4 protein-coding genes and 1 pseudogene are annotated in these 4,710 nt (G+C 76.5%); 3 read left to right on the forward strand and 2 right to left on the reverse strand.

From position 1 onward, the window contains the following. Positions 1–88: 88 nt before the first annotated feature. The 3 genes from lnt to E1266_RS35785 all read left to right on the forward strand — a co-directional run bounded on the left by lnt (position 89) and on the right by E1266_RS35785 (position 3,211). The gene (gene lnt, locus E1266_RS35775) at positions 89–1,807 is read left to right on the forward strand and encodes an apolipoprotein N-acyltransferase (protein WP_243719305.1); all 1,719 of its coding nucleotides are present in this window, start codon (positions 89–91) and stop codon (positions 1,805–1,807) included. 5 nt (positions 1,808–1,812) lie between these two features. After that, positions 1,813–2,559 (forward strand): polyprenol monophosphomannose synthase, encoded by a 747-nt coding sequence (locus tag E1266_RS35780; RefSeq protein ID WP_132054802.1) that lies wholly within the window; start codon positions 1,813–1,815, stop codon positions 2,557–2,559. A gap of 121 nt (positions 2,560–2,680) precedes the next feature. After that, positions 2,681–3,211, forward strand: a complete 531-nt coding sequence (locus tag E1266_RS35785) for an FxsA family protein (protein ID WP_132054804.1) — start codon at positions 2,681–2,683, stop codon at positions 3,209–3,211. Between the two features lie 7 nt (positions 3,212–3,218). On the opposite strand, the gene E1266_RS35790 is transcribed toward E1266_RS35785, so the two are convergent. Together E1266_RS35790 and E1266_RS35795 are read right to left on the reverse strand one after the other, a co-directional pair. Next, complete coding sequence (locus E1266_RS35790) at positions 3,219–4,004, reverse strand: ABC transporter permease subunit (protein ID WP_132054806.1); 786 nt, start codon at positions 4,002–4,004, stop codon at positions 3,219–3,221. Next, a pseudogene (locus tag E1266_RS35795) lies at positions 4,001–4,710 on the reverse strand (ABC transporter permease subunit); the annotation flags it as partial. The gene E1266_RS35790 and the pseudogene E1266_RS35795, both read right to left, overlap by 4 nt.

The following is a 4,710-nucleotide window of genomic DNA, read 5'->3' on the forward strand; positions in this document are numbered from 1 at the left end:
CCCTCCCTCCCCGCACCGGCCGCGGTCGCCGCGGTGCCCGCGGCCCGGTAGCGTTCCCCGCAGGGAACGAAGGGGAACGAGGTGGGACGTGGCCCAGGAGACCCTCCCGGAACGGTCGCCGGCCGAAGGCGCCGGCGCCCGAGCGGGCGGCGGCGCGGCGCCGGAACGGCCGGGCCGCGCGGCGCGCCTCGGCGCCCGGCTGCGCCGCGGCGGCCGCGCCGGATGGGCCCGCACGCTGCCGGCCGCCGCCGCCGGGCCGGCCATGTGGCTCGCGTTCCCGCCCTTCGACCTGACGCCCCTCGCCCCGGCCGGCGTCGCGCTGCTCACCCTCGCGCTGCGCGGGCTCACCGCCCGCACCGGCGCCTGGCTCGGATTCGTCTGCGGCGCCGCGTTCTTCATCCCCGTCCTGGAGGGCATCGGCAACATCGGCCCGGACGCGTGGATCGGGCTCGCCCTCGTCCAGGCCCTGTACTTCCTGCCGCTCGGCGCCGGGATCGCGCTGGTCACCCGGCTGCCCGGCTGGCCCGTGTGGACGGCCGCGCTGTGGATCGCCGAGGAGCTGATCCGCGGCCGAGTCCCGTTCGGCGGGTTCCCGTGGGCGCGGCTCGCCTTCAGCCAGACCGCCACACCGCTCACCCCCTACGCCTCCTGGGGCGGCGCGCCGCTGGTCACCTTCCTGACCGCCCTGGTCGGCGGACTGCTCGCCTACGGCGCCGTAGCCGCCCACCGCGCCTACCGGGCGCACCGGGCCCGCACCGGCGATGACGGCCCGTCCCCGGGCCCCTGGCGGACCCTGCTGCCCGCCGCCGCGGCCCTCGCCGGCATCGCCGCCGTCGTCGGCGGCGGGGCGCTGATCCCCACCCCCGTGTCGGGACGGCCCGTCACGGTCGCCGTGATCCAGGGCGACGTGCCCCGCATCGGCCTGGACTGGCAGGGGCAGCGCAAGGCCGTGCTGAACAACCACGTCCGGGTCACCCGCGAGCTGGCCGCGCGGGTCCGCGCGGGGGAGGTCGCCCGGCCCGAGCTGGTGGTGTGGCCGGAGAACGCCAGCGACCTGGACCCCTACAGCGACCCCGAGGCGTACAACGCCATCGACGCCGCGGTGAAGGACGTCGGCGTCCCCGTCCTCGTCGGCGCCCTCACCGACACCCCCGACGGCGAGCAGGTGGAGAACCGCGGCATCGTCTGGGACCCGAAGAGCGGGCCCGGCGACTACTACGTCAAGCGGCACCCCGTCCCGTTCGGGGAGTACCTGCCGTTCCGCGACGTGCTCACCAAGCTGATCACGCGGTTCGAGCGGATCCCGCGCGACTTCGCCAAGGGCACCCGCTCGGGCGTCATGCGGCTCGGGCCGGTCACGGTCGGCGACGTCATCTGCTTCGAGGTGGCCTACGACAAGGAGGTCCGGGACGTGTCGGCCGGGAACCTGCTGGTCGTGCAGACAAACAACGCCACCTACGGCCGCACGAGCCTGCCGCCGCAGCAGATCGCGATGTCCCGGCTGCGCGCGGTGGAACATGGCCGTACGATCTTGGTTGCCGCGACCAGCGGGATCAGCGCGATCGTCGCCCCGGACGGACGGGTGGTCGACCGGTCCCGCGAGTTCGTCCCCGACATCCAGGTGGCGACCGTGCCGGCGCGCACGTCCACGACGCCGGCGGACCGGCTGGGCGCCGCGCCCGAGTGGGTGCTCGCCGCACTCGCGCTCGGTGCGCTCTGCGCGGCGGCATGGGCGCCGGCGAGGAGGACCTCCACCGGCGGGAACCGCGCCGGCGGGGGCACCGCCGGCTCGAACGAGGGGAACTGACACCGATGGACATCCCAGCCGACCTCGGCCGGGTGCTCGTGATCATCCCGACGTACAACGAGCGGGAGAACATCGAGGACATCGCCGGGCGGGTCCGCGAGGCCGTCCCGTCGGTGGACGTCCTCGTCGTGGACGACGCCAGCCCGGACGGCACCGGCGAGGTCGCCGACGCCATGGCGGCGCGGGACGAGCAGATCAGGGTCCTGCACCGCGCGGGCAAGGACGGGCTGGGGCCCGCCTACATCGCCGGGTTCCGGTGGGCCGCCGAGCACGGCTACGACGTCATGGTCGAGATGGACGCCGACGGCTCCCACCAGCCCGAGGAGCTGCCGCGGCTGCTGTCGGCCCTGGAGGACGCCGACCTGGTCATCGGGGCCCGCTGGGTGCCGGGCGGCAAGGTGCGCAACTGGCCCAAGCGGCGCGAGGCGCTGTCGCGGGGCGCCAACACCTACGCGCGGCTGATGCTCGGCATCCCGCTGCACGACGCCACCGGCGGCTACCGCGCCTTCCGCGCCGCGACGCTGGAGAAGATCGGGCTGGCGGAGGTCGACTCGCGCGGCTACTGCTTCCAGATCGACCTGGCGCTGCGGGCGCTGCGGCAGGGGCTGCGGGTCGTGGAGGTGCCGATCACCTTCGTCGAACGCGTCCACGGCACCAGCAAGATGAACCGGGACGTCATGGCCGAGGCGGCACTGCGCATCACCCAGTGGGGCGTCGCCGACCGCGCCGCGAAGCTCCGCCCGCCCCGCTGACCGCCGCCGCCCCGCGGAAGACGGCGCCCGCCGGGGGAAACGAACGGCGCCGCCGTCGCGTTGTACAGGGTGAGGCCCCGACGTACCGTGCGGGGCTTCGACCGACCCCGAAAAGGGAGCCATGCTGCCGCTGCTGTTCCTCCTGGCGTTCGTGCTGGTGCCGGTCCTGGAGATCTACCTGCTGATCCAGGTCGGCCAGCTGATCGGCTTCTGGCCGACGGCGGGGCTGCTCGCCGCGCAGGCCGTGCTCGGCGCGTGGATCATCCGGCGGGAGGGCAGGCGCGCCTGGGGCGCGCTGTACGAGACCGTCCGCACCGGCGTCCTGCGGGAGCGGGAACTCGGCGACGCGGTGCTGGTCATGGGCGGCGGCGTGCTGATCCTGCTGCCCGGGTTCGGCACGGACGTGCTCGGCGCCGCGCTGGTCCTGCCGTTCACCCGGCCGCTGCTGCGGCGGGCGCTGACGGCGTTCGCCGAGCGCCGGATGCGCGCCGCCGAGGTACGCGCCGCCACGATCATCCCGCCGCCCGGCTTCGGCGGCGCCGGCTACGACCCCTTCGGCCGCCGGCCCGGCCCCGAGCCGGTGGAGACGCCGCCCGGCCCGGTCGTCCGCGGCGAGGTCGTCGAGGACGACGACCCCAAGCCCCGCGCCTGACCGCGTCTCACGCGTCCCGCGCCGCGAGCAGGGCCCAGCCCGCGGCCAGCGCCGCCGCCGCGTAACCCGCGAGGACGCCCATCCCGGCCCACGGCCCGATCGGCAGCCGGTCCAGGTCCCGGGTCGCCTGCACGGCCAGCCCCGCCGTCATCGGCGCGAGCCGCTCCAGCCGCTCCTGCCACCGCGGGTCGCCGGCGAGCCGGGTGAGGACCGGGACGATCCACAGCAGCGCCAGCACGGCCGTGATCGCCGCCGCGGGCTCCCGCACGGCCGTGCCCACCCCGAGGGACATCAGCGCCACCAGGACCAGGTAGAGGACGGTCCCGACGGCGGCCCGCGCCGTGGCGCCGTCCAGCGGCGACAGCGGCGGGTGGCCGTTGGCGGCCGTGAACCCGTTGCCGGGCAGGATGCCGCGCCCCGCGGCCAGCGACGCCAGCACCCCCGCCGACCCCGCGGCCGCGACCACGGCCGCGACCACGGCGGACTTGGCCGCCAGGACCGCCCCGCGGCGCGGGACCGCCGCCAGCGTCGCCGCGATCGTCCCGGTGGCGTACTCGCCGCCCACCGCCAGCACGCCCAGCGCGACCGCGGCGACCTGCCCGATCTGCACGCCCGACAGGGCGAGCTTCGCGGTGTCCTCCCGGCACGCGGCGGGGTCCGGGCAGGCCGAGGTGTCGACCGCCCCGGTCACCGCCGCGCCGGCGGCCGCGGTGATCCCCGCCAGGGCCGCCAGCAGCCACCACGTGCTCGGCAGCGTGCGCAGCTTCGTCCACTCAGCGTGCAGCGCGCTCATGCGTCGCGCCGCCTGAGCAGGAACGCCGCCGCGGCGAGCGCCAGGGCCGTGTACGCGCACAGCACCCCGAAGCCGGCCCACGGGCCGATCGCCCGGTCGAACCGCGCGACCGTCTGCTGGATCGCGAAGCCCGCCGCCGGGGTCAGGCGTTCCAGCCACCGCGCCGCCGACAGCGGCAGCCCCGTCGCCGCGATCTGCGGGACGAGCAGCAGCAGCAGGACGATCGTGATCGCCGGGGCGCTGCGGCGCACGATGACCGCGACCGCGACGGCGAACACCGCGATCACCCCGAGCAGCGCCGCCGTGCCCAGGACCGCCCGCAGGACGGCCGCGTCCCACAGCGGCGGAGGCGCCACCCCGTTGGAGCGCAGCATCGGCCGTGCCAGGAGCAGCGCGCCGCACGAGGCGGCCAGTCCCGCGGCGAGGGACACCAGCCCCGCCACGAGGGCCTTGGCGGCCAGCACCCGGCCGCGGCGCGGGCTCGCGGCGAACGTGGTGCGCAGCGTCCGGCGCCGGTACTCGGACGTGACGAACAGGACCGCCGCCGCGACGATCGCGGTCTGCCCGATGAGGACGCCGGTGAGGATGGTCTTGGTGAGGTCGTCGGCGAACGCGTTGGGCCCGATGTCGCCGTACCCGGACAGGGTGAAGGTCCCCCCGGACAGGGTGCTGCCTCCCGCGCCGGGCTCAGCGGGCCCGCCCGGCC

It is taken from the genome of Actinomadura sp. 7K534 (assembly GCF_004348575.1).
Taxonomy (GTDB): Bacteria; Actinomycetota; Actinomycetes; order Streptosporangiales; family Streptosporangiaceae; genus Spirillospora; species Spirillospora livida.

Excerpts from the sequence above, each read along its gene's own strand:
- E1266_RS35780 (WP_132054802.1), top strand. The coding sequence starts at position 1,813 with ATGGACATCCCAGCCGACCTCGGCCGGGTGCTCGTGATCATCCCGACG.
- E1266_RS35785 (WP_132054804.1), top strand. The coding sequence starts at position 2,681 with ATGCTGCCGCTGCTGTTCCTCCTGGCGTTCGTGCTGGTGCCGGTCCTG.
- E1266_RS35790 (WP_132054806.1), bottom strand. The coding sequence starts at position 4,004 with ATGAGCGCGCTGCACGCTGAGTGGACGAAGCTGCGCACGCTGCCGAGC.